24 protein-coding genes are annotated in these 23,884 nt (G+C 39.5%); 23 read left to right on the top strand and 1 reads right to left on the bottom strand.

What is annotated here, in order from left to right; translation table 11 throughout:
• The 23 genes from ADJ67_05710 to ADJ67_05600 all read left to right on the top strand — a co-directional run bounded on the left by ADJ67_05710 (window position 1) and on the right by ADJ67_05600 (window position 22,680).
• Window positions 1-408 (top strand): ribosome-binding factor A, encoded by a 408-nt coding sequence (locus ADJ67_05710; GenBank protein AKT47181.1) that lies wholly within the window; start codon window positions 1-3, stop codon window positions 406-408.
• Window positions 398-1,360, top strand: coding sequence for a hypothetical protein (locus ADJ67_05705; protein ID AKT47180.1), 963 nt, complete (start codon window positions 398-400; stop codon window positions 1,358-1,360). Before ADJ67_05710 ends, ADJ67_05705 begins: the two co-directional genes overlap by 11 nt.
• Before the next feature lies 1 nt (window position 1,361).
• Window positions 1,362-2,300, top strand: coding sequence for a hypothetical protein (locus ADJ67_05700; protein ID AKT47179.1), 939 nt, complete (start codon window positions 1,362-1,364; stop codon window positions 2,298-2,300).
• A complete protein-coding gene (locus ADJ67_05695) occupies window positions 2,287-3,222 on the top strand; it encodes a hypothetical protein (protein AKT47178.1) in 936 nt (311 codons plus the stop codon). The genes ADJ67_05700 and ADJ67_05695 overlap by 14 nt, the downstream gene beginning before the upstream one ends.
• A gap of 417 nt (window positions 3,223-3,639) precedes the next feature.
• Window positions 3,640-5,115, top strand: coding sequence for a hypothetical protein (locus ADJ67_05690; protein AKT47177.1), 1,476 nt, complete (start codon window positions 3,640-3,642; stop codon window positions 5,113-5,115).
• Entirely contained in the window at window positions 5,115-5,948 is an 834-nt protein-coding gene (locus ADJ67_05685) for a sortase (protein AKT47176.1), read from the top strand. The genes ADJ67_05690 and ADJ67_05685 overlap by 1 nt, the downstream gene beginning before the upstream one ends.
• Window positions 5,945-6,598, top strand: coding sequence for a hypothetical protein (locus ADJ67_05680; GenBank protein ID AKT47175.1), 654 nt, complete (start codon window positions 5,945-5,947; stop codon window positions 6,596-6,598). Before ADJ67_05685 ends, ADJ67_05680 begins: the two co-directional genes overlap by 4 nt.
• Window positions 6,595-9,312, top strand: a complete 2,718-nt coding sequence (locus tag ADJ67_05675; GenBank protein AKT47174.1) for a hypothetical protein — start codon at window positions 6,595-6,597, stop codon at window positions 9,310-9,312. Before ADJ67_05680 ends, ADJ67_05675 begins: the two co-directional genes overlap by 4 nt.
• 227 nt (window positions 9,313-9,539) lie before the next feature.
• Window positions 9,540-10,109 carry a translation initiation factor IF-3 gene (locus ADJ67_05670; GenBank protein ID AKT47690.1) on the top strand — a complete coding sequence of 190 codons (570 nt, stop codon included), beginning with the start codon at window positions 9,540-9,542 and terminating at the stop codon, window positions 10,107-10,109.
• A 77-nt stretch (window positions 10,110-10,186) separates the two neighbouring features.
• On the top strand, window positions 10,187-10,387 hold the full coding sequence (gene rpmI / locus ADJ67_05665; protein AKT47173.1) for a 50S ribosomal protein L35: 201 nt from the start codon (window positions 10,187-10,189) through the stop codon (window positions 10,385-10,387).
• A gap of 21 nt (window positions 10,388-10,408) precedes the next feature.
• Complete coding sequence (locus ADJ67_05660; protein ID AKT47172.1) at window positions 10,409-10,768, top strand: 50S ribosomal protein L20; 360 nt, start codon at window positions 10,409-10,411, stop codon at window positions 10,766-10,768.
• 65 nt (window positions 10,769-10,833) lie between these two features.
• Entirely contained in the window at window positions 10,834-11,745 is a 912-nt protein-coding gene (locus ADJ67_05655) for a hypothetical protein (GenBank protein AKT47171.1), read from the top strand.
• A 15-nt stretch (window positions 11,746-11,760) separates the two neighbouring features.
• Entirely contained in the window at window positions 11,761-12,951 is a 1,191-nt protein-coding gene (locus ADJ67_05650; protein AKT47170.1) for a phosphopantothenoylcysteine decarboxylase, read from the top strand.
• Window positions 12,952-13,051: 100 nt separating this feature from the next.
• Window positions 13,052-13,267: a hypothetical protein gene (locus tag ADJ67_05645; GenBank protein ID AKT47169.1), complete on the top strand. Its 216-nt coding sequence runs from the start codon at window positions 13,052-13,054 to the stop codon at window positions 13,265-13,267.
• Between the two features lie 199 nt (window positions 13,268-13,466).
• A complete protein-coding gene (locus tag ADJ67_05640) occupies window positions 13,467-14,639 on the top strand; it encodes a hypothetical protein (GenBank protein ID AKT47168.1) in 1,173 nt (390 codons plus the stop codon).
• Window positions 14,640-14,805: 166 nt separating this feature from the next.
• Window positions 14,806-15,267 carry an NrdR family transcriptional regulator gene (locus tag ADJ67_05635; GenBank protein ID AKT47167.1) on the top strand — a complete coding sequence of 154 codons (462 nt, stop codon included), beginning with the start codon at window positions 14,806-14,808 and terminating at the stop codon, window positions 15,265-15,267.
• Between the two features lie 29 nt (window positions 15,268-15,296).
• Window positions 15,297-15,947 (top strand): cytidylate kinase, encoded by a 651-nt coding sequence (locus tag ADJ67_05630; protein AKT47166.1) that lies wholly within the window; start codon window positions 15,297-15,299, stop codon window positions 15,945-15,947.
• Window positions 15,948-16,107: 160 nt separating this feature from the next.
• On the top strand, window positions 16,108-16,746 hold the full coding sequence (locus ADJ67_05625; protein ID AKT47165.1) for a hypothetical protein: 639 nt from the start codon (window positions 16,108-16,110) through the stop codon (window positions 16,744-16,746).
• Between the two features lie 43 nt (window positions 16,747-16,789).
• Window positions 16,790-17,830 carry a rod shape-determining protein MreB gene (locus ADJ67_05620; GenBank protein ID AKT47164.1) on the top strand — a complete coding sequence of 347 codons (1,041 nt, stop codon included), beginning with the start codon at window positions 16,790-16,792 and terminating at the stop codon, window positions 17,828-17,830.
• A 20-nt stretch (window positions 17,831-17,850) separates the two neighbouring features.
• Window positions 17,851-18,660, top strand: a complete 810-nt coding sequence (locus ADJ67_05615) for a hypothetical protein (protein ID AKT47163.1) — start codon at window positions 17,851-17,853, stop codon at window positions 18,658-18,660.
• Window positions 18,657-19,160 (top strand): hypothetical protein, encoded by a 504-nt coding sequence (locus ADJ67_05610; protein AKT47162.1) that lies wholly within the window; start codon window positions 18,657-18,659, stop codon window positions 19,158-19,160. Before ADJ67_05615 ends, ADJ67_05610 begins: the two co-directional genes overlap by 4 nt.
• Window positions 19,157-21,895: a hypothetical protein gene (locus ADJ67_05605; protein AKT47161.1), complete on the top strand. Its 2,739-nt coding sequence runs from the start codon at window positions 19,157-19,159 to the stop codon at window positions 21,893-21,895. The genes ADJ67_05610 and ADJ67_05605 overlap by 4 nt, the downstream gene beginning before the upstream one ends.
• A gap of 29 nt (window positions 21,896-21,924) precedes the next feature.
• Window positions 21,925-22,680 (top strand): hypothetical protein, encoded by a 756-nt coding sequence (locus ADJ67_05600; GenBank protein AKT47160.1) that lies wholly within the window; start codon window positions 21,925-21,927, stop codon window positions 22,678-22,680.
• Between the two features lie 88 nt (window positions 22,681-22,768).
• On the opposite strand, the gene ADJ67_05595 is transcribed toward ADJ67_05600, so the two are convergent.
• Window positions 22,769-23,872 carry a hypothetical protein gene (locus ADJ67_05595; GenBank protein AKT47159.1) on the bottom strand — a complete coding sequence of 368 codons (1,104 nt, stop codon included), beginning with the start codon at window positions 23,870-23,872 and terminating at the stop codon, window positions 22,769-22,771.
• Window positions 23,873-23,884: the final 12 nt, after the last annotated feature.

Here is a 23,884-nt window from a genome sequence, read left to right as displayed (position 1 = left end):
ATGGGAAAAGGATATAGAACAAAGAGACTCGGTGAAGAAATCAAAAGAATAATAAGCCAGCTTTTGCTTACCGAGATTAAAGACCCACGTCTAGCCGGAAAGTTTATCAGCATCACAGATGTTGAAGTTACTTCAGACGGCAGCTATGCAACCTGCTATGTGACAGTTATGTCATGTACTCAGGGAGATAGGAATATAGATATAGACGATGAGCAGAAAAGCAAAGACGAAAAGACTGAAGTTATAGACGGTCTAAAGCATGCAGCTGGACTTATGCGAACTGAGATTAGCAAGAAGCTTAGCATAAGACACGTGCCAGAGCTTATTTTCAAGATTGATAGCTCGATGGAATATGGAAATCACATAGAAAAGGTGATAAGAGAGCTTGGAGAAAAGAATGGGAAATAATAGCTTTAGGGAAATCGCAGAAGCAATCAAAGCGAATCAAAGCTTTGCACTCTATCCACACACTAATATGGATGGAGATGCGATAGGCTCAAGTGCAGCTATTTGCCTAGCGCTTAGGCAGCTTGGTAAGGAAGCGTGGATAATCATAGATGAAGAAGTTCCAGATAATCTAATGTTTCTAGCTGAAGGCTTAGTTACAGAAGATAAGGAATTTGCATGCTCGGTAGACATGGCGTTTTGCGTGGATTCAGGAGCACTAGATAGAATAGGTGAAAGAGCTTCTTTATTTCAGGCAGCAAAGCTAAGTGTATGCATAGACCACCACTCGACGAGCACGCATTTCTGTGACTATAACTACATAGATCCTAAGTCTGCAGCTACGGGGCAGCTTGCCTTTCTTTTAATAAAGGAACTAGAAATAGTCCCTGATAAGAGAATTGCAAACTCGGTCTTTGCAGCGATTACAACGGACACAGGAAATTTTCAGTATTCTAACACTCAGAAAATTACACATGAGATAGTTGCTGAGCTATATGACTGGGGAGTTTCTGCAAATGAAGTTAGCATAGAGATATACGAAAGTGATAGATTCGAAAGACTTAAAGTTGAAGCCCTTGCAATAGCAAGGATGAGAAGTGAGTTTGATGGCAAGCTTTTGATAACTTATGTTAGTCAGGAAATGCTAAAAGAGAGCGGCGCCTTCATGTATGAGACAGATAGAATCGTAAATCTTATGAGAGCGATAAAGGGAACCGAGGTTTCCGTTCTTGTCAAGGAGTACGAAAAAGATGTAATCAAGCTCAGCATGAGGTCAAAGCAGTATTTTGATGTAGCAAAGCTATGTGCTAGTCTAGGCGGAGGCGGACATGCAAGAGCAGCTGGTGCCACACTTAGATGCAGCCTAGATGAAGCTATTGAAAGAGTAATTGAAGCCTTTGGCAGAGAAATGTAGTATGGATGGAATAATCAATATAAACAAGCCTAAGGACATGACTTCTTTTGATGTTGTAGCCATAGTAAGACGTGCTTGCTGCACTAAGCGAGTTGGACATCTTGGAACACTTGATCCAATGGCAGAGGGCGTACTTCCTGTAACCATTGGAAGAGCTGGAAGAGTCATGGATTATCTGGATGCGGATATCAAAGTTTACAGAGGTAGTGCAAGACTAGGTCTTGAGACAGATACGCTTGATATTTGGGGAAATACTGTCAGAACCTGTGAAGATTTTAGCATAGATAGAAAGATGCTTGAGAAGGCTGTAGAAGCTTTTAGAGGTGTGATTAGCCAGGTTCCACCTATGTATTCTGCGCTTAAGGTGGGTGGCAAAAAGCTATATGAATATGCACGTGAAGGCAAGACTATAGATGTAAAGAGTCGTAAGGCTTATATAGAAAAGGCTGATATTATATCTTTTGATGGATGTGAATTTGAGTTTGAAATCGCATGTTCAAAGGGTACTTACATAAGAAGCATATGTGCAGATATAGGAAGGGCGCTCGGCTGCGGAGCAGCAATGAGCAGTCTGACTAGGATTAAATCAGGATGCTTTGATATTGCAGATGCAATAGACATAGAAAAGATAAGGAATATGAGTCCAGAGGAAATAGGGAAAATGCTTACCCCTATAGATAAACCTCTGGAGCACTTTGGCTTAGCAGAGCTAGAGGACTGGGAAAAGCACCTTTTTGTAAACGGAGTTGAGCTAAGAGAGGACCAGTGGTCTCTTTTGGAAAAGCCTAAGTTCTCAGAGGAGAAGTTTCCACTCACGCTCAAGGATGATTTTGCAAGACTATATAGAGTTTACGGCAAGGCTGGAGAATTTTTGGGAACAGCCAAAGAAAATAAGGGCTTAATAAAAGCAGACAAGGTATTTTATAATGCAAATATTTGATAGTTTAGATGAAATAAAGAGCATAGAGGAGACATCGATTGCGCTTGGTAACTTTGATGGAGTACACCTAGGGCACCAGAAGCTTATCAAGAAGACGATTGAAATTGCGAAGGAACGCGGACTTAAATCTGCCGTGTTTACTTTTTCGAATCACCCTAGGGACCTTCTTCCAAATGTCCCTAAGATAAAGAACATACTTTATAAACATGAAAAAGAAGAACTCATGGAGGATTTGGGAGTTGACTACCTCATAAACATTCCATTTACAAGGGAAATCATGGAGATGCCGCCAGAAGAATACGTAAAGAAGATTATCGTAGATAAGCTTCGCGCAAAATCTGTTGTCTGTGGATTCAACCATAACTTCGGATACAAAGCAAGCGGAAATGTAGACACTCTTTACGAGCTGAGCCTTGAGCTGGGTTTCAGCCTTAAGGTAATAGATGCTTTTGTCATAAATGAGCAGGTAGTGAGTTCGACTTTGATTAGAAATCTAATTGCTACGGGCAAGGTCGATGAGTGTGAAACGTATATGGGACGTCCTTATGCTATATCAGGTGAAGTCGTTGTCGGTAATAGGCTAGGCAGAAAACTTGGATTCCCAACATCAAATCTTGTTATAGACGATAGCATGGTTACACCGCCAAACGGCGTTTATGTGACATTTTGTGTCTATAACGGAAAGAGATATCCTAGTGTAACAAATGTCGGGGTTAAGCCAACGATAGGTAATTACGGAAAAAATGTCGAAACACATATCTTTGACTTTGATAAAATCCTTTATGGAAAGGGCATTACAGTAGAGTTTTTGGAAATGCTAAGGGATGAAATAAAGTTTGATAATGTTGAAGAATTATCTGAGCAGATAATTAGCGACTGCGCTACGGCGAAAGAATTTCATAAAAAGAATGGATTTTTATAAATCGCGATTTAATGAGTGAAAAATTTGAGCACTTTTGGCTAGGCAAGCCAATGGTGCTTTTTTGATTGTACAATGTCTATAAATGGCTAAATATAGCCATTTTTGATGGATAAAGCAGAAGGCAAAAAGCTTGAAAAACACAGTTAATTGTGATAAAATGTACTACAATTAATTAATTTGCAATATCTTTACAAGTGTATAATTTTTTCTTATTGCTAAATTTTATACAGCATACAAATTTGTTCATGTGAACAAACAAATTAATCTATGGGGGCAAACTGGGATAAATCTAAAATCAAAAAGGGGGAAAAAATACAATAAATCGATTTATTTAAGAACAAATTTCTTTACCTAGTGCGCAATCATGTTTTGGTTTGTTCAAATATATTTATTTAACGTATTAACAAGGGGGTTAAAATGCGAAACTTAATTAACAAACAGAAGAACTGCCTAGTAGCAGTACTGATGCTCGTAGCTATGTCAGTTTCTCTAGTAATGCCAGCTAAGGTATTCGCTGCAGAAAACTACACACTTACACTCAAGAATGATGGTAAGACAGAGCATGAATTCGAAGTATATCAGATCTTTAAGGGAGAGCTTTCAGGAAGCACTCTTTCCAACATCCAGTGGGGTGACGGAATCAAGGCTTCATCAAAGGCAGGTCTAGGAGATGCAAATGCAAAGGCTAAGACTCTAACTGACACAGATAAGGCTCAGGCTTTTGCTAACACTCTTCAGGCACATCTAGATCCTGCAAAGAAAAAGACAAAGACGGTAGCTGCTGGTGCAACAGACACTCTAACAAATCTAGAGCCAGGTTACTACCTAATCAAGGATAAAGCAGGTTCACAGACTGGAAATAACTCAGCTTATACACTTTACATGCTAAAGATTGTTAAGAACACAGAAGCAAGAACAAAGCTCGATGTTCCAACAGTTGTAAAGAAGGTTCAGGAGAACAGCGACGGCGTATGGCAGGATGCTGCAGACTATGGAATTGGAGATACAATCCCATACAAGCTAACAGGTACACTTCCAGCAAACTATGACAAGTATGAGAAATACACATATAAGTTCCACGATGAGATGTCAGCTGGTCTAACACTAAAGGCTGATTCAATCAATGTTAAGATCGACGGAGTTCTAATTCCAGCTAGCAGATATACTGTAACAACAAATGCAGCAACTAACGGATTTACAGTTGCTTTTGATGACCTAAAGACAATTACAGAAACACCTGTAACTAAGGACAGCAAGATCGTTGTAGAGTATTCATGCACACTTAACAATAACGCAGTTATAGGTTCAGGTGGTAACCCAAATACAGTTTACCTTGAGTACTCAAACAACCCAAACAAGGGTGGCGAAGGTGACCACGGAACAACTCCTAAGGATAAGAACATCGTATTCACATACAAGGTTGTTGTAAACAAGAAGGACGATGCAAACAATCCACTTCAGGGAGCTGAGTTCGAACTTTACAAGAAGGTTGGAACTAACGAAGTTAAGATGGCAACATTCACACTAGATGGTACTAAGACAGTATTTACATTCAAGGGACTAGATGCTGGTTCATATGTACTTAAGGAGACAAAGACTCCAAGTGGATATAACACAATCAAGCCAATCGAATTCACAATCACTGCAACATATGACAAGGAATCAGATGACCCTAAGCTAACTAAGCTAGAAGGTACAACTGACCTTGGAACTATCACATTTACTGCAGATAAAACTGCTGGTTCAGTTGCAACAGATGTAATAAATAACAAGGGATTCGTTCTACCAGAGACAGGTGGTATGGGTAGAATACTCATCTACGGTCTAGGTTCAATCTTTGTATTAGGTGCTTTAGGATATTTAGGTTACAAGAAGCGCGAAGCTGCTAAATAATGAAAAAAGTAAAAAAAATCATACCAAATATATTGGTGGCTTTAATACTGATAACGGGAATAGGTTTTTTAGCCTACCCGACAATCAGCGATTTACTTAACGAACTGCACTCTTCAAAAGCAATAGCAAGCTATGTGGAAAGATCCAAGGACATGTCCAAGGAGGAGAAGGAGAGGCTCTTAACAGAAGCAAAGGAATACAATCAGAGCTTGGTTCATAGAAACAACAGGTATTCATTGAGCAAGGATGAGTTAAGCAGATACGAACAGATTATGGACGTGACAGACACCGGCATAATGGGATACATAGAGATTCCAAAGATAAATGTGTATATGCCTATTTATCACAATGTCGATGAGGGCACACTGCAAATTGCAGTAGGTCATATACCGGGATCATCGGTTCCAGTAGGTGGCGAAAGTACTCACAGTCTTTTGTCAGGTCATACAGGTCTGCCATCTGCGAAGCTATTCACAAACATAGATCAGCTAAAGGTCGGAGATATGTTTTTCATACATGTATTTGACGAAGTGCTGGCCTATAGAGTCGACCAGATCAACACAGTTCTACCAGATGAGGTAGAAAAGCTAGATATTGAAGAAGGTAAGGACTATGTGACTTTGATTACATGCACGCCTTATGGGGTTAATTCCCACAGACTTCTAATCCGTGGAGAGCGCACGCAGTACAACAAGCCAACAAAGAATATAGAAGAAGTTATAAACCACACATGGCTAAAATTCGTAGCAATTATAGCTGCTGGTGTAGGACTAATTCTAATCATAATATTGGTATACCTAATAAAGCGAAGAAAAAAGAAGGAAATTAAATGAAAAGTAATAGAATGAGTTTAATTCTAGTTTTATGCTTTAGCTTTGTATTTTTCATTCTACCTTCCAATTTCGTATATGCAGACGAAAGCCCAAGCTTAGATATAGTTTTCACTGACAATAACAAAGGTATCAGTGGCTCAGAGTTTTCAATTTATCAGGTTGCTGAGCTAAAAGCTGATAGGACAGGCTATACAGTAACATCACCATTCCAGTGGAGCGGAGATTTGATTACTATAAGGTCTTCTGAAGATCAGCTAAAACTAGCGCAGAACCTAGAAAGACAGAGCCTTGGTGCAAATCCAGTGATGACACAGACAACAGGAGCAGATGGGGTGGTACACTTCACAGGCCTAAATAACGGTATATATCTTGTTGTTCAAACTAAGCAGACAGGTGTAGCTGCAGAATATTCGACAATGCAACCATTTTTGGTTATGGTTCCACAGTGGCAAAACGGAGTTTGGAGAAACCACGTGAGCGCAAAACCAAAACCAGTGGTACGTAAACCTATCGTCCCACCGCACACACCACCAGATACTAGAGACAGTAACAATGCTTACTGGTGGAGCGGACTATGGATGATAAGCACAGGGATGCTAGTACTTCTTGTGATCAATAGAAAAAATAAGATAGGAGAGATGGTTAGATGACAAAGAAAAAACTATCAATCAAGCTTTTAACCTTGCTTATGCTCCTGTCTATGCTGATGCAGGTGATACCTGCTTATGCCTATGCGCAGGAAGATGAAGGCAAGATTCAAAAGCTTTCCGACTTTAAGACGGATAAAGAAATCCTAGAAGCAAAGCTTAACGAAGACCAATCTACAGATGAAAAGACGGTAATAGATATATCAAGTAAAAATGATATAAAGGAATTCATCGTCGTATATCAGAAGACTCTAGCCCTAAATGAAAAGAGCCTAAAGTCAGCTGAAATAGAAGTAGATAAGGAGTATCGTGACAGCGGGGTATACGGAGTAAACTATACTTCGGCACGCCTAAAGCTAAAGGATGCTAAAGAATCAGCACCAGAAAATAGCAACAAGGTGTTAGTAGAAAACAGTAACTCAAGCGATGGCAAAGATGCTAAGCTTAATAAGATTTCTATAACATTTGATGTAAAGGCTAAGCCTAAAAAGGGCGAGCTATTTGCAACTATCCTTGGTGAAAATGTATCAGTGCTTGAGGTTGCAAAGAAAGATGAAAGTACTAATATAAAAACTGCGAAAACTGAGAAAATCAATAATGTAGCAGAGAATGTACTGAAAGAACCTGAAAATCAGCCACGTACTAGAAGAACTAGAGCACTTGCGATAACCTACGCAAAGTTCAAAATTGTAGCAAATACTGGAAGTCCTATAACAGGGCCTATTGGATATAAGTTAGTTGAAGTAAATGGAACACGAGAAACTATCTTTAAGCAAGGTACTCTAAATACATCAGACAAAGAAGTAGAATTCACAGGCATGAAGCTCGGACCTAGATATAAGCTTTATATAACAAGTGTTCCTGGTGGATATGACAGACCAGTAACTCCAATTTCTGAATTTTACTTTGATGCTGCTGGAATCCATTATGTTCAAGGTGGAGGTGTGGTATATATCACACAGAATACTTTGACAGGCTTAACTTTCTTTGCAGAGGATTCTTCAGGGAAGGCTGTAAACCGCAGTGCAGTTAAATTTGAACTTAAAAGGGTCGTACCAGGTGGAGAGGTAAACATAAATATAAATCAGAAACTATCTGACTATTATCCAAGCGGTATCGCTATAGAAATGAATAAGCGAGATGTATATCTTGGTGATACTTATAGACTCTATATAACTCAGGTTCCTAATGGTTTTGTTAAGCCTACTAAACCGGTATCAGAGTTTAAGTTCTCATATGAGGATGGCAAACTATTTATGAGGTTTGACAGAGGTGGTACGGTAACTACGTTATTAAGAAATGGCGAAGCAGAAAAACCGCTAGGCGAAAACGAATACTATGGATTTGTGTCTGTTAATGGTAAGGTAAAGATATCAAAGGATGTTGACAATTCATCAGGTGTGGATGCCTTTTGTTTTAGGGCGGAGGACACGTTCCCATCATTTGGTGACAGAGCCGTTTATACAAAGCTAGAATCGAATGCAGATGCTTTATATAGTATGGCTCAGGAACCAAGAGTTGGTAAGAAGGAACTATACGACATAGTAAGAAAGATTTACTTCTACTGTGAAACTCATAAAAAAGAACTTCTAGAAAACTATGGACTCAATAATGAGCTGTTTTGGAAGGATACACAAGGCAATGACCCTGACCATGGATACTATGCAGCACTTCAGCAGGCTCTTTGGTACTATTCAAATACATTAAACTATATGAAGCAGTATCAGGGTGCACTTGTGGAAGGCGTTCTACAAACGGCAGTTAACCATATACTTGCAGAAAGTGCAAAGATATCCGAAAAGGACATGCAGTCTGTGAAAGTTAATGTGTTTAGACCACCTGCACGCAGAAATGGTAAACCATATCAGGCCCTTGTAAGCTTTGAACTAAAGCGTAGTACAGAGATCAATATAGTTAAGCTAGATGAGACTAATTCCTACCTAAACGGAGCTGTATTTAAGCTAGAAAAGCTAAACGATGCAGCATTTACACCTGTAACAGAAGGTAGAGGAAAGAATATATCACAGTTTAAATTCACTGATCTAGAGGCTGGAGAGTATCGTCTAACTGAGGTTGAGGCTCCGAAGAACCATGTAGGGCTAACAGCTCCTATAGACTTCAAAATTGAGGACAAAGCCGGTAAATTTACCGTGACAATGACTTCAAGTAACCCATTAGTAACACTAGATGGCTCAAGTTTGACTTTTACGGTTAAGAACAAGAGACCTAAGACTAATATCAATGTAACCAAGAAGTGGTTTGATGATAATGGGCAGGAAGTGCAGGTTCAAAACGGTTCAATCACCTACGATCTAATGCAGGTTGCTATAACTGATAACGGTAGAACTTCAGAGAAGGTTTACCTGGCAGGTGAAAGGCTGACGAAGGCAGATAACTGGACAAAAAGCTATGGCGACTTACCTTTGACGGGTAAAAACCAAAATGGCGAAGAAGTTACATTTAGTTACTATGTAGTGGAAAATCCAGTTTCAGACTATAAGATTAGCTACAGCAATAACAATGGTACAGAGTCAAAGACGGCTTCAGGTGTTGCGGTTTCTAAAGGTACACTTATAATTAAAAATACGAAAATAGCGAGATACACACTTCCGGAAACTGGTGGTACAGGCACAAAAGTTTTGTATTTCGCGGGAATGGCAATGATAGCAATTTCGATATCTACATTGATGATTAGAAGAGCTAAGAAATCAAAGTAAGTATTAAGCTAGAAAGCTAATTAAAAACGGCCAAAGGGAAGTAAGCGTGCTTACAAACCTAGGCCGTTTTGTTTTGATATAAAATATGCTAAAAGACTGGAATTTTAACAAAAATTATGTTGACATATGCTGGACATAATGGTAAAGTATATGGGTATCAAGAAGAAGTTGTCCGCTTCTCACCTAATGAATTTCGTTTCTATGGGTTAATAAAGACTATGTTTTTTATGACATATTTTGATGCGGGCTCTTCAGGTGTCCGTTTTTTATTTATATTTGGAGGTACTGACATCAAAGAGAACAGAATAAACGAGGAAATACGCGAAGAACAACTTAGAGTTATAGACGAGGATGGCAACATGCTTGGAGTCATGAGCAGAGAGGATGCTCTTAAGCTTGCTGACGAGCACAAGCTAGATTTGGTGAACATCTCACCTAATGCTGTGCCACCGGTTTGTAAGATTTTGGACTACGGTAAGTTCCGCTACGAAGCGCAGAAGCGCGAAAAAGAAGCGAAGAAGAAACAGAAGACCACACAGGTTAAGGAAATCAGATTGAGCACTTTCATTGAGGCTCACGACATACAGGTTAAGGCAAGCACAGCATCTAAGTTCCTTAAGGCTGGAGACAAGGTTAAGGTAAGCCTTCGTTTCAGAGGAAGAGAACTTGGACATACTTCACTGGGTAGAGAAGTTATGGACAAATTTGCAGAGCTATGCGAGGATGTAGCAGTGGTTGATAAGCGCCCTGTTATGGAAGGTCGTAGCTTGGTGATGTTCTTAGCACCAAAAAATTAGTATTCAATTTGATTGACATGTAAATTCAACACGAGTAGGGCACGCAGGGTGCTATTCATAATAAGGAGGTTCCAGCAATGGCAAAGAATAAGATGAAGTCTCACAGAGGAGCATGCAAGAGACTTAAACTTACAGGAAGCGGCAAGATAAAGAGAAATAAGGCATTTAAGGCGCACAAGCTTACAAAGAAGACAGCTAAGAGAAAGAGAGGCCTTCGTAAGGCTACTTTGGCATCAAGCGCTGATCTTAAGAGAATGCTAAGATCAATGGCTAAATAATCAGGATCGGGAGGAAGTAAAATGGCAAGAGTAAAAAAGGGTGTAACTGCACACCGCAGACATAAAAAAATCTTAAAGTTAGCTAAGGGATATTACGGTTCCAAGAGCAAGACATTTAGAGCAGCCAATCCTGCTGTAATGAGAGCTCTTAGATCTGCATATGTTGGTAGAAAGCTAAAGAAGAGACAGTATCGTCAGATGTGGATTGCAAGAATCAATGCAGCTGCTAGACAGAACGATCTTTCATACAGCCGTTTGATGGATGGTCTCAAGAAGAGCGGAATCGAAATCAATCGTAAGATGCTATCAGAGATGGCTATTTATGATGCAGCAGCATTCACACAGCTATGTGAAACAGCAAAGAAAGCTTGCGCAAAATAAATTTTTAATATCCAGATCCGGTGAGAATTCTCCCGGGTCTTTTTTGCAATTATCGAGGTAATTTTATGGCAAATATAATTGCGGTAGTATGGGACTTTGATAAGACGCTCCTAAATGGATACATGCAGGAGCCAATATTTAAGTACTACGGAATAGACGAAAAGAGCTTCTGGGGTGAGGTTGGATCGCTTCCAGCAAAGTATATGAGCGAGCAGGGAGTAAGGGTAAATCCTGAGACAATCTACCTCAACCAGTTTATCAGAGATGCAAGAGATGGCCGTATGCAGGGCCTAAATAACGAAAAGCTAAAGAGTTTCGGCAAGGAACTGAAGTTTTATCCAGGCATACCTGAACTATTTACAAAAACCAAAGACTTTATTGACCAGAATGAGGACTATCGAGAGTGCGGTATTAAGCTAGAGCACTATATAGTAAGTACGGGAATGGCAGCTATAATACAGGGTAGTGAAATTGCTGAATATGTTGACGGTATTTGGGGCTGTGAGTTCATAGAAGATGAGCAAAATGGCGTAAGACGAATCGCAGAAATAGGTTACACTGTTGATAATACGACAAAGACGAGAGCAATCTTTGAGATAAACAAGGGTGTTAACAAGCACCCAGAGATAGATGTAAATATCGCCATGCCAGAGGATGCTAGAAGAGTCAAACTAAAGAACATGATTTATATTGCAGATGGGCCAAGTGATATCCCTGCATTTTCTGTTGTAAGAGGGAACGGTGGATCGACGTATGCAATCTACCCTAAGGGCGATATAAATGCTTTTAAGCAGGTAGATATACTGCATAAGAACGATAGAATAGACGGTTACTCAGAAGCTGACTATAGCGAAGGTTCACAGACCTATCTTTGGATAATGAACAGAATTGGAAGCATTGCTGATAATATATGTGAGGATGAAAAATCAAAGTATAGCTTTGACAAAAACTCAGTACCAAAGCATCTTAATGAATAAGATTTAGGAGCAAAAATGTTTGAAAATAAGTCGATAATTATAGGAGTAAGCGGTGGAATTGCAGCGTATAAAACTGCATATCTAGTAAGTGCTTTGTCAAAGACAAAAGCAGATGTAAACGTAATAATGACTGAGAATGCATGTGAGTTTATTAGCCCGCTTGTCTTTGAGACGCTAACGGGAAATAAATGCTATGTGGATACTTTTGATAGGAATTTCAAATTTGATGTAGAGCATATATCGCTTGCGAAAAAGGCTGACATCTTTATGATTGCGCCTGCAACGGCAAATGTAATCGCCAAGATTGCAAACGGAATAGCAGATGATATGCTAACGACAACTTTCCTAGCATCAAAGTGCAAGAAGATAGTTTCGCCTGCCATGAACACTGCTATGTTTGAAAACCAGATAACGCAGGACAATATCGCTAAACTTAAGAAGTATGGAATTGGTGTAGTAGAGCCACAGAACGGTCTTTTGGCATGTGGAGATACGGGCGCCGGAAAGATGCCTGAGCCAGATTTTCTCTTTGATGTAATAGAAAGAGAAATAGCAAGGGAAAAGGACATGCTAGGCAAGAAGGTTCTCGTTACTGCAGGTGCTACGATGGAGTCGTTAGATCCAGTTAGGTTCCTAACAAATCACAGCAGTGGCAAGATGGGTTTTGCTATAGCAAAGGAAGCCATGCTAAGAGGAGCTGAAGTTACAGTTGTAAAGGCGAATACGACAGCAGAAATTCCAAACTTCGTAAAAATAGTTGAAGTCTCTTCAGCTAAAGATATGTTTGATGCAGTAACTGCTTTGTCAGATCAGCAGGATATAATTGTAAAGGCCGCAGCAGTAGCCGACTATACACCAGAAAGCTATGTGGACAGCAAGATTAAGAAAAAGGACGGAGAGCTATCTATACCTCTCAAGAGAACAAAGGATATTCTTAAGTATCTTGGAGAAAACAAAAAAGAGGGGCAGTTCTTATGTGGCTTCTCGATGGAAACTGACAATATGCTAGAAAACTCAAAGGCTAAGCTCAGCAAGAAGAACGCTGATATGATAGTGGCTAACAACCTAAAGGATGCAGGGAGTGGCTTTAAGACAGATACTAATGCGGTTACTTTGATTACAAGGAATGGCCATAGATCACTAGAATTGAAATCAAAGGCTGAGGTTGCTAAGGAAATATTTGACGAAATTCTAGGTCTTATTTAGAAATCTATATGAAATTCTTCAGGGCGTGGTGTAAAAGCTGATATTTGTGGTAGAATGTATATATAATTACATTTGATAGACTTGATGAGGAGATGATTGTATGGAATACTTTATGAGTCACTTATTATATATAGCAGTTGCATCTGTTGCTATTGCAGCACTCTGTTTTATAGCTGTCATTGTAGCTAGCAAGAACGCTGAAGATAGAAGCGATGATGAGCTTTCTAAGAGAAAAGAAGCGTGTTCTTCATGTGCCATGGCTTCAATGTGCATGAACATGGGGCAGAAAGAGAAGACAGAGGATACTTTGCAATAATGCAGTTTTTGGACAAGTGTGATTTATTTTAGAGATTAGCCCAAAAGGGTTCGTCTCTTTTTTTATAAAAGTATGTGGGATTGTGTATTTTCAGTGAATTATACGGCTTTTTAATTGAAAAAGATTGTACGAAATGGTAGAATCTGAGGGTAAGACTTTTATAATAATTAATTATATAAATTCAAGAGGAAGGTATGATATGAACAAGAAATTGCTTATAGGATCAGGCGTTGTTGTTGCAATCGTTGCTGTTATCGCTATTATACTAGTATTTGTTAACAATAAGCAGTCCAAAGAATACAACTACGATCTAAGCAAATACGTCAAGGTTGGCAACTATAAGGGACTAGAGTATGCTAGTCAGAAGGCCAGCGTTACTGATGAAGAGGTTGATGTAGAAATTCAGAGAAGACTTCAGAAAGCTGCAAAGACTGAGAACTTCAAGACGGGTAAGGTTGAAAATGGAGATACAATTAACATCTCATTTGTTGGCAAGATAGACGGCAAGGAGTTTGAAGGCGGAAGCAGTGAATCAACTGATATAACAGTTGGTACAACTCAGATGATAGACGGTTTTGTCGAGGGCCTGATTGGTAAGAATGTCGGAGAGTCTGTAACTTTAAACCTAAAATTCCCTGATGACTATGGTAAGACTGACCTTCAGGGCAAAGCTGTAGAATTCAAAGTAACAATTAACAGCAAGAAGAAGATTTCAGTTCCTAAACTAAATACAGAATTTGTAAAGAAGAATTCCAAGTTTACAACAGTCAAGGAATACAAAGAGGGTGTTAAGAAGGAACTTCTTAACCAGAAACAGAAGAGCCTAGACTCCACAGTTAAGCAGGAACTTTGGAGCAGAATAATAGACAAGTCTAAGGCTAAGAAGTATCCTGAGAAGGAACTCAATGAGGCTATGTCACAGGCTAATAAGCTAGAGGAATCATATAAGGCTCAGGCTCAGAACTATGGAATGGAGTGGGAAACATATCTCAAGACAGTAATGAGAACTGACAAGAAGGGTTTTGAGAAGCTAAAGCAAGAATATGCTAAGAACATAGTATTTAATAGAATGGTTATGTATAGCATCGCTCGCTCAGAGAATATTTCGCTCAGCAACAGAGAATACAAGAAGGAAATTCTGAAGATCCTTGAGGATAACGGATATGATGAGGAAAGCTTCAAGAAGGCTTTCGGTAAGGACATCGAAACATATGCTGACGAGCAGAATTGGCGTCAGAAGGTTCTCTTTGATAAGGTTCTTGACAAGGTAATGAAGGACGGTAAGAAGGTATCACAGAAGGAATACCAGAAGATCGTAGCTGAGGAGCAGGCTAAGAAGGCAAAGACATCAGAAAATAGCAGCTCTAAATAAATGAGATTATATCGGCACAGCCTATAGTGATATGGGCTGTGTTTTTCTTTGGACTTTAATAGCAGCAGTACATTTTGATGTAGAAAAAGAGGGGCATATAGTGTAAAATAAAAGTAATATTAACATAGTAAATAACAGTATTGAAGATATATACGGAGATAAACAAATGAGATGTCCATTTTGTGATAATGAAGATACAAAGGTAATTGATTCTAGGCCAATCGACGACGGTAAGGCGATTAGACGTAGAAGAGAATGCGAAAAGTGCGTAAAGCGCTTTACGACTTACGAGAAGGTTGAGACGACCATAATAATGATTATTAAGAAGGATGGTAGTCGCCAGGCCTTTGATAGAGACAAACTAATGAATGGCATTATAAAGGCATGTGAGAAGAGACCAGTTGCACTAGCTGATATTGAGCGCGTTGTCGACAGTATAGAGCGTGGCCTTAACAACATGATGGAAAAAGAAGTTAAGAGTACCTTCCTTGGCGAGCTTGTCATGGAACAGCTTAAGGACCTTGATGAGGTTGCATATGTTAGATTTGCATCAGTATATAGATCTTTTAAGGATGTGAATACCTTCATCAAAGAAATCGAGGCCCTTGTGGGAAAGAAGAACAAATAGTTGGTTTTGATGTATAGAATGGAGCAAATATGCTGAAGAGGATAGCTATAGATGGTCCTGGTGGCGCTGGCAAAAGCACACTAGCGAAGATTTTAGCAAGTGAATATGGGATCGATTATGTAGATACTGGCGCTATGTATAGAGCGGTTGGATATAAGATGATCAGAAGTGGCATAGGCTGTGATGACGAGGCTAGGCTTAATGAGATGCTTGATAAGACTAGTATTGACTTTAGAAACTCGCATATATACCTAGATGGAGAAGATGTTAGCAACTTTATTAGAACTCCAGAGGTTTCAATGATGGCATCTGACTGCTCCAAGATTGGAAGCGTAAGAAGTAAGCTCGTTGCAATCCAAAAGGAGATGGGCAGAAGCAAGAGCCTTGTAATGGACGGTAGAGATATATGTACTAACGTTATGCCAGATGCTGAGTTCAAGTTCTTTATAACTGCATCTGCAGAGGAAAGGGCAAATCGCAGATACAAGGAGCTTATAGAAAAGGGCGAGGAAGTGAGCTTTGATAAAGTCTTAAGCGATATCAATCAAAGGGACTATAACGATATGAACAGAGAACTAAATCCCCTAAGAGCGGCTGAAGATGCGCTTGTGTTAGATACTACAGGAATGAACATAGACGAGGTTATCGCTTGCCTTAAGTCATATATAGACGGTAAATAGCACATGAAATGTTCACATTTTGTATGTGAAACTTTAACAATAAACATGGTAAGAGCAATATATTAATGGTATAATATAGGGTGAATTTGAATTTAACTTAAGATTGTCGGTAAGAGAGGATTCATTGAAAATCAAATATTTACCACAATCGGAAAGACCCATGGAAAGGGCTTTTTCATATGGAGTTGGTTCTTTATCCAATACTGAGCTTATTGCTTTGATAATTAGAACTGGAACGAAGGAAAACTCAGCTCTTGAGCTTGCTGGCAAAATCATTAACGAGTTTGAGTCTGGTATTTATGGCATATCTTCTGCAAGTCCAAAGGAGCTTGTTAGCTTTTATGGGATAGGCAAGAGTAAGGCCTGTGCAATCGCTGCAGCAGCAGAGATAGGCAGAAGGCTTACCCAGAAGAAGAGCAGCATGGCTACTATAAACTCAGCAGATGATGTGGCAAGCTTCATGATGCCTGAGCTGAGACATCTTAAGAAGGAATGCTTTGTCAGCCTGCTTATGGATGTTAAGGGTAAGGTGTTTCACATCGATAGGGTATCCGTCGGTGAACTAAGCGGAGCTCCAGCACACCCTAGAGAGGTTTTTACTCTAGCTGTGAGGATGAGCGCTGCATCAGTTATCTTTGTTCACAATCATCCAAGTGGTGATTCAAGTCCGAGCAAAGAAGATGTAGTGACAACTAAGAGGCTCTGTGAATCGGGTAAAATACTGGGAATAAAGGTGCTCGATCATGTGATAATAGGTGATGGAGAGTACACTAGCATGGCGGATATGGGACTGATATAGAAGGTCATGCGGTTTACATTTGATATACTACGGAGGTAAAGTAATGTTGAATTTTTTATCAGCAAAGGATATGGGTATTGATCTAGGTACTGCAAATACGCTGATTTACATTAAGGATAATGGAATTGTCTTAAACGAACCATCTGTAATTGCGCTAGATAAGAGGCGCAATGTAACTTTAGCTGTCGGTGACGATGCTAAGGAGATGATTGGTAAGGCACCAGCAAATATAATGGTTGTAAGACCTCTTCAGGATGGAGTAATTTCTGATTTTGATAGAACTGGAGATATGCTTAGAGCATTTATCGACAAGGCTGTCGGAAATAAGATTAAGAACTTCAGAGTAGTTGTTGGCGTTCCAAGCGGAGTTACCGAAGTAGAAAAAAGAGCTGTTGAAGGTGTTGTAAGACAGATGGGCGCATCTGAGGTTTACATTCTAGAAGAGCCTATGGCTGCAGCGATAGGTGCTGGTCTTGATGTTGATAGTTCAACTGCCTGCATGATATGTGATATAGGTGGAGGAACAACTGATATTGCTATTATAGCGCTTGGTGGTATAGTAGCTAGCACATCTATAAGACATGCGGGAGATAAGTTCAACGAAGCTATAATTCAGTATGTGCGTAAGAGATATGCTCTTATGATAGGTGAGAAGACAGCTGAGATGCTTAAGATAGAGGCTGGTGCAGCTTGCCTAGATATTGACGAAAATGGCGACGAAATCATCAAGACGGTTCAGGCTAGCGGCCGTGACATCATATCAGGATTGCCAAAGAGCATAGAAGTAACAAACAGAGACATTATGCTTGGCTTACAGGAGTCTATAGATATAGTCATAGATGGAGTAAAAGCAACAATAGAAAAAGCACCACCTGAAATCGCAGCAGATATCGCTTCAAGTGGTATGGTTCTCTCAGGAGGCGGCGGAAGAATTTATAATCTAGACAAGCTTATAGAGAAGAGAACAAGCATCAAGGCGACAGTTGCCGAAAATACATTTGAGGCAGTTGCCCTTGGAACTGGAATGAGTCTAAACAATATAGAAACCCTTAAGATTCATGCTTCCAGTGTAAAACGTAGATAGGTAGGAAGTGAGAAACGCAAATGAAATTTATAAAGGGACATAAACTGATTAGCGTGTTGCTTTCATTATTATTTGCGGCGATCATAATTTTAGCACTTACCTTTTCAATCGGAAGTTCAGGTAGCGGCGTTTTTAATCGCTTATATATGGCTATAGAAAAACCTATGACATCCTTGGGCAGTACGCTCAGGGATAATTTAGGTGGAGCCTTCTCATATAGACAGTTAATGAAGGAAAACGAAAAGCTAAAAGAAGAAAATAGTAAGCTTAAGCAGCAGGTTAACCAGATGACATTGACTGCAAATGAGCTTCAGAAGCTCAAAGCCCTTGAAAAGGCGCTCAACTACGACTTTATCAAAGGAGAGTCAGATATTGTAACGGCAAAGATTACATCCTTTGACGGAACAAACTGGACAAATTCCTTTGTTATCGATAGAGGTAGTGAGAGTAAAATCCAAAAAGGAAATATAGTAATTTACGGACAAGGCCTTGTGGGCAGGGTTATTGCCACAGGCAAGGGCTGGTCTAAGATTTTGCCTATAATAGATGAGTCCAGCAAAATAAGCTTCTGCACCCAGGATAACAAGAAGTCTTTGGGAATTCTTGAGGCTTCAAGCAATGGAGCGCTAACTGGTTACATGCTAGATAGCAGATCAGATGTGGGTGAGGGAGATATTATAATAACATCGGGTATGGGTGAATATCCGGCTGGTATAATTATCGGTAAGGTATCTAAAACAAGATATGATAGCGATAAGCAGCTTCTCAAGGTCGAAATAAAACCAGAGACGGATTTTGCATCTATGGATAGAGTGAGCGTGATACTATGAAGCTAAAGACATATATCATTATTTGCTCTATAGTCTTTGTACTTCAGACCTTTATCACAAGTTTACTGCCTGTGTTTAGAGGAGTAGATCCACTGCTATGCCTAATGCTTGCAGTTGTATTTATATATCAGGAAGAGGATTTGCTGAAGCCAATAGTGGTTACAGCTTTCTTTACGCTAGCTAAGGATTTGTTCTTCAATCAATATATTGGAGTTAGCCTGATTAGTCTTGTTGTTATGGTAAGCTTTGTGCTTTTGATAAGAAGATCAATCAACACAGAGAGCCTTGTTACGGATGCGGGAATTAGCGCTTTAGCCATATTGATACATAGTAGTTGCTATTGGTTAATGTATAAGCTACTAGGCTCGCCATACACATATTTTTATATGCTCAAAAAGTTACCGCTTGTCCTAGCAATAGAAGTTGTTATAACAGAAGCTATTTTATACTTCTTTATAAACAAAGCTGTTCAGGCGCGTAGAGACGGATATTTTAAATGAATGATCATAACAGAAAAATCAATCTTAGATACAAGTACATAATAAGCCTGATTCTTTTGCTCATGCTCGCTTTGGTAGTGCGTCTTTTTGTTATAACCATTATTGAGCACAAGACATGGAATGAAGCTGCAACAAAGCAGTCAACGAAGACCATCTATACATCTGCACCTAGAGGAAATATATACGATAGAAATGGTAATTTACTTGCCGGAAACAAGCAGATTTTTACTGCTGTATTTAACGCTAGTGGACTTGACAGTGCTGAGATAAATAAATCTGCACTTAGACTTTTGAATAAACTAGAAGAAAACGGTGACGAATACACAGATGATTTTCCTATTTTGATGAGTGAAGATGGAAAGTTCAGCTATAAGTTTGACTCAGACTTAATTGTGTGGCTAGAGCAAAATGGATATGCAAAGGGTACAAGTGCACAGCAGGTATTTGATGCAGTCAGAACTGAGTATGGAATAGATAAAAAGCTAGATAGATATGAAGCCTCAAAGGTTCTTGAGAATAAGCATAATGTGAGTCTACCGATAAATGTCAGAAGTATGAAGTTTATCTATACTCTTCAGAAGGAAAACTTCCTTAGCAGATTTGGGTTTTCTGATGAGGATATAGAGAAAGGAATAAGTGCTTCAGAATGCTTTAAAGGCATGAGAAAGTACTTCGGAATAGAAAACTCACTAAGCGATGCTCAGGCTAGAAAAATATTTATCGTCAGAAACAAGATTGTAGACAGCGGTAGCCAAAAATATATGCCTGTCACAGTTGCTAAGAATATAAGCCACAAGAGCGTAATCTTCTTTGAAGAAAAAGGTATCAAGGGAGTATCTGTTTCATCAGAAACCCAAAGATATTATCCAAACGGAAGTCTTGGAGCTCATATCATAGGATATATGGGCTCAATATCAGAGGATAGTGCTGAAGCTTATTCTAAGAAGGGATATCTAAACACAGACCTTATAGGTCAGGACGGAATTGAGGCAGCCCTAGAGGATAAACTTCATGGCAAGGCAGGAATAAAGACTGTTGTTGTCGATAGCTCAGGTAACTATGTATCGACAATCAGTGAGACGAGCAGCCAAAAGGGTAAGGATGCTTATGCAACTATTGATAGAGATCTTCAGGCAGCTGTAGAGGCTAGTCTTGAGAATACAGTTAGAGGAATACCTACATGTAACAGTGGTGCAGCGATAGTGCTAGATGTAAAGACAGGTGATGTGCTTGCTATGGCGAGCTATCCTACCTTTGATCTAAACTCATTTGCTGATGGTATTAGCGCAAGTGAATGGGAATCTGTACAGGCAGCTAATCCTAGAGATCCATTTTCGGCAGCGCCTCTATATAACAATGCTACAAAGGCATCAGCTGCGCCTGGTTCTACATTTAAGCCTATAACAGGTCTTGTAGCTCTTGAGTGCGGGCTGAATCCAAATTTAAAGATATGGGATAAGGGTCATATAGATATAGGCGGAAGATCCTTCGGATGCTATACGTGGAACGAATATAAGAGAACAGATGGATACGAGGACCTTGAGTGGGGAATCGGTAACTCATGTAACTACTATTTCGCATGCATTGCAACGGGAAAAAACTGGGGCAATGGCGCGAGTCTTGGATATAGCAAAGAAATTACTATAGACGCAATACTTCAAAGAGCTAAGGATTTGGGTCTTGGAGAAAAGACGGGGATAGAAATTGGAGAGACCGTAAGAGAACCAGTTTCTAAGGAGAGCAAGATGAAGAGCTACAAGGTAGCTGTTTGGAATGCTATCTATAACAAAGCTCATGTGTATTTCCCTAAGAGCGTCTATGATAACGAGAAGAAACTATACAAAAATATAGATACAATCACATCATGGATAGAGGAAAATCCATCCTATGCAGATATCCAAAAGCGTATTGAGGAGCAGACTGATGTGAAAAAAGATCAGGTTGAGGACTGTGCTCAGATGGTTAAATTTGATTACTTTAACCAGGCTAGTTGGGGAACCTACGACGTATTCAACCTATCAATTGGACAGGGTGATAACAACTATACACCTATACAGCTAGCAAATTACACTGCAACGCTTGCAAATCACGGAAAGCGAAATAAAGTTAGTATAGTATATGGCGTTGAAGGTGAGGGAAGAACAGTAAAACCTGCTGCTAAAGATATCAACATAAGCGAAGAAAATCGCAAGGCTGTAATCAAGGGAATGAGAAGAGTTTGCCTTTCAGGTACACTTTCATCAGCGCTTAAGAATTATCCAGTAGAAGTTGCAGGAAAGACGGGTACAGCTCAATACCAGGCTATTAAGCAGCCAAAGGATGAGGGCGAATATGTAAGAGAGCATTTAGATCGCATAAATCAGCTTGCAGGCACAAACCTTACATATGAGCAGGTTGAGGCAAAAGCTAATGAACTTATGAAGACTGATGCTAAGAAGTATCCGACGGATTATGCAGCCATAGATGGGGCTTTGATAGAGCTAAGTGATCATAAGATTAACTATGGAATAATAAATAAATTTAAGGGTACATACGAGGATTTTGCGTGGTTTATAGCCATGGCACCTGCAGATGACCCTAAGATAGCGGTTGTTGTAATGCTTCCTGAGGGAGGTCTTGCATCAAATGCAGGCGACGGAATCAAGGATATTTTGGATGCTTACTTTAAAACTAATGATGAGTCGAGCTTGCCTTATTCAAACACAGACAATATAGGAAAAAATATCATTAAGTAAGTCTGATGTGATTATATTTGGAGGAAGAAATGGGAAAGGTGTATGTCGTTTCATCAGGTAAGGGTGGAACAGGAAAGACAATGTTTGCGGTCAACTTTGGCTCAATACTCGCAAAGAGGGGCAAGAGCGTTGTTTTGATTGACCTTGATATGGGACTTAGGAACCTTGATTTATACTTCGGTCTAGAAAACAATGTCGTTTACGACGTTCATGACGTTCTGACTGGAATGTGCAGAATCAAGCAGGCGCTTATCAGGGATAAGAGATTTGACGATTTATATATCATGGCATCATCACCTGAGAGGGACGATGGATATCTTACACCTCTTCATATGAAAGTGCTCTGCGAAAAGTTAAAGAATATCTACGACTATGTGATAATAGATGCTCCATCAGGAATAGATGATGGACTTGTAATAGCAAGCGCTGGTGCAGACGAAGCAATAATTATCTCAAGCCCGGATTACTCTGCTATAAGGGATGCAGATAACCTAGATAGACAGCTAGTTGGAATGGGAATAGATAAGAGACATCTTGTTATAAACAATGTCGAAGCCGAGCTAATGGCATCTGGTTATTCACCAAAGCTTAGGGAGATTACAGCGATGCTAAAGCCAAGACTTGCTGGAGTAATTCAGTCTGATGCAAATATCAGAATATCAACAAACCTAGGTATTCCTATCGTGCTTAAGGAAGGCACATACATTGAGGAAAACTTCAATAATATATGCGATCGCATACTAGGCATTGAAGATGTTTCAGAAGAGATAAGACCTTTGATTTAACTAGAATAGTAAGCTGATATTAAGAAACAAAATGGGGCAAGCGGAATTAACGCCTGCCCCATATTTAATTTGTATTGATCTAGCTATGCTAGAAGTTTATCTTCTTACTGCGCACTGCTATATTTAGTACAAGTGCGATGGCTAGCATATTGGATACTATGGATGATCCGCCGTAGCTTAGGAAAGGTAGTGTTATACCGGTTACAGGCATAAGCCCCATAGTCATTGCGATATTCTCGAAAATTTGGAATACGAACATACCGATTATTCCCGAGATTATCAAAGCACCATAGAAATCGACTGCGTTTTTTAGAATACTCATCATACGTAGAAGGAGCACAAGGTAGAGTGCGATAATAAAGAAGCCTCCGAGTAGCCCAAGCTCTTCACCAAGCACGGCGAAGAAGAAGTCACTTGTTTGAACAGGTATGAAATCTAAACTTTTCTGAGTTCCGCCGAAGAGCCCTTTGCCAAAGAATCCGCCTGAACCAATAGCAACCTTGGATTGCCATACCTGGTAGTTTCCTGGAAGTGAAAGATTGTCAGGATGCAGGAATGCTTCGATTCTATCTTTTTGGTACTGCGCCATGGATATATAGCCGAGAGGGATTAGAGCAAATATCAAAGCGAAGAACTTGCCTAGCGCCTTAAGCTCTATGCCTGAAAAGAACATCATGAAGAGCCAAATGGATGCAAATACTAGTGCGCTTCCGAGATCCTCTTTGAGTACGATTAGGATGATAGGTGAGGCGATTAGCACAGCTTTGACAAGGCATTTGAAATTATATAATTCATCCTTATGCTCATCTAGATATGATGCCATTATTAGGATAAATAGAATCTTAACTAGTTCAGATGGCTGAAGCGTTATAACTCTTAGGTTTATCCATGAACGTGCCGAGTTTATTTCTGTTCCTAGGCCAGGTATATAAACGGTTAATAGCATTAATATGGCTATAGGATAGAGGATTTTTCTCAAATTCTTGAATATGGTGTAGTTATACCTAAGGGTGAATAATATCATAAAAATGCCGATTAAATATGCAGCAAACTGTACTATTACACTTCTTGAAAAGAAATTAGTATCTACAGTGGTACTACCTATTATAAGAATACTGATAAGAGCAAAAATAGCAACTATCGTGCATATAATTTTATCAATATTTTTGTAAATATATGAAAAATAGTTCATTCAATACACCTC

Origin of the sequence: Eubacterium sulci ATCC 35585 (genome assembly GCA_001189495.1) — a bacterium.
In the GTDB taxonomy this organism is placed as follows: Bacteria; Bacillota; Clostridia; order Peptostreptococcales; family Anaerovoracaceae; genus Eubacterium_B; species Eubacterium_B sulci.
This window is presented reverse-complemented; position numbering and strand designations above follow the sequence as displayed.